This window comes from Candidatus Angelobacter sp., from assembly GCA_035607015.1.
Lineage (GTDB): Bacteria > Verrucomicrobiota > Verrucomicrobiia > Limisphaerales > AV2 > AV2.
Window position 1 is genome coordinate 1 of record DATNDF010000114.1, and the last position, 2,135, is coordinate 2,135.

The following is a 2,135-nucleotide window of genomic DNA, read 5'->3' on the forward strand; positions in this document are numbered from 1 at the left end:
GGCCTTTTTTTTGCGCTGACACTCTGTCAGCGTACGTCTCCAAAAGTTTAAGGGTTTACAGAAAGCACTTTTTGCCGGGTAATGTCACTTTGCTGAAAGTTTGCTACTTTTGCCTTATAAGTTTTCACTGGAAAACAGCTGACGGAATCCAACTCCATCCTGCGACAAAACAAGTTCAAGTTAGTTAAGCGTCTCGTTCGATTTCGGCAGTTCATTGAGACACTTATTGGAGCATGGATTACGTCCGTACGGTCGGCACGAATTCCACCGTCTGGATGACCTCGCGGTCTCTGGGCAACGCAACGAGATGTCGGAAATCGGTGCCCACCACACCGGAGGTGGCGTTCACCTCGGGGGCCGTGAACGCATTGACGGCCACGATGGGACACTTGGCTTCGACCGCGCGCACGAAATGATTCGATTCGTGATACGCCCGATAGCGCTGGTCGTTTCCGGAATCGATGTGATGGAAGATCACCTGCGCCCCGGCGCGGGCCTGCTGAAGAGTCAAATGCGGGTTTGGGCCGTCGGTGAACCCGGGAGTCACCCAAAGGTCGTTGCAGATCAGAACTCCCGCGGTCAAGCCGTCCACGGAAAACACAAGCGGCGTCGTGCCGGGGGAAACACGCTTGGCATCGCCATAGGTCAGACATTTCTTGGCATAAACGCCTGCCAGCGCACCGGTGGCGTTGATGATCCGGACCTGATTGAACAGCTTGTCTTGCTCCTTCCAGCCCGTTCCAACCAGAGCGGTCACGGCGAATTTGCGGCACAATTCGGCAATCTCCGCCATGCCGGCGGCTGCCTCGTCCTGGCGCATTTCGCGGACACCGACGGTGAGAAACATCTCCGGGAAGAGTACGAAATCGGCCTTTTCCTTGCCGGCCTGCTCAATGGCGAGGCGCGCGTTGGTGAGGTTCTGCTCGACGTTCTTGTGCACGATGACCTGCGCCAGGGTAGCACGTCGCGGCTTTGCCGCAGCGACGGTTTCCCCCGCCTGGCCGCCCCGTGGCAAGGTCGCTCCGGCCACAGCGATGGCAGCTACATTTTGCAGAAATCTGCGGCGATGCATGTGAGTATCTCCTATTTTTTCATCCCGAAATGGCGCAGGACGAACTCAAGGTCTGTCTTGTCCGGTCCCGTGGTCTCGGGGTTCTGGGGCCAACCGGCCACAATTTCGCACTCGACCTTCAGGGCGTCCATCTTTTCCTTGAGCCGCAGGCCGAATCCGATCTGGTGAATGTCGTCGCTCGCATCCTTCCTGGGTTTCAGGGATTTCCCGAGGTAGTGCAGGAAGACCGGCGGCGCGTCCGCCGTGAGATGGTTGATGGGCGAGCAGTCCTCCATCAGCCTGGCTTTCTCCGGCGTGATGGTTTTGAACAGCTCATCAAATTGTTCAACCGGTGAACCAAACTTCGGTGAGTCCATTCCAACCAATTGCCATATATTGGGCGTCTGATACGCCTTGCCGGGAAGGTTCTCCTTGATCCAGCGCGGGTCGTAGGCGGTTTGCGCATCAAACAACGCGATGCAGTTCAGCCGCGTCGATTCTCGAGCCACGGGGTCGTCGCTCCTGGGGTCGGCGAGGTCTTTGTGAAAGCCGATCCAGAGCGACATGCCGGCCCCGGCCGATCCGCCGGCGCACGCGAAGCGCGCCCCGTCAAGGTTCCATTCTTTAGCGTTGTGGCGAAGGAACTGCACGGCCCGCGCGCAGTCGAGGAAGATCGTCGGGTAGATGATCTGGTGGGGTCCGGGATGCGATTGCAATCTTCGGTAATCGATGGAAGCGCATGACACGCCGGCTTTGAGGAAATTATCGAGCGGCAACTGCGTGAGGATCTTGCCCTTGTCACCGCCGCCGAAGCCCCCTCCGTGAATGAAGATGACGAGCGGTGTGGGCTTGTCCGATTTGGCCTTCCACAGGTCGATGACGTTGAATTTCTTGTCGCTCCCGTACACCACGTCGGTCATGTCCGGCGGAGTCGTGGAGGCCGATTTCTTCGGCGGACCGTTGGGAGCCGTATTTTTCGCATTGGGGTTTTCTTCCTGCGCCGCCAGGAAAGCCGTGCCCAGAAGTGCCGTGATCAGCACCATGGGAAGCATCCGAAGTTGTTTCATATCGCGTCTCCTTCTTG

Annotated in this window: 2 protein-coding genes; both read right to left on the reverse strand. The window is 57.9% G+C overall.

The window, feature by feature from the left end; genetic code table 11:
* Positions 1-238: 238 nt before the first annotated feature.
* Positions 239-1,072: a carbon-nitrogen hydrolase family protein gene (locus tag VN887_04870; GenBank protein ID HXT39335.1), complete on the reverse strand. Its 834-nt coding sequence runs from the start codon at positions 1,070-1,072 to the stop codon at positions 239-241.
* An 11-nt stretch (positions 1,073-1,083) separates the two neighbouring features.
* A partial coding sequence (locus VN887_04875) for an alpha/beta hydrolase fold domain-containing protein (protein HXT39336.1) occupies positions 1,084-2,135 on the reverse strand: 1,052 nt, incomplete at its 5' end.

Coding starts and splice junctions, on each gene's coding strand:
- VN887_04870 (HXT39335.1), bottom strand. CDS start 1,072: ATGCATCGCCGCAGATTTCTGCAAAATGTAGCTGCCATCGCTGTGGCC.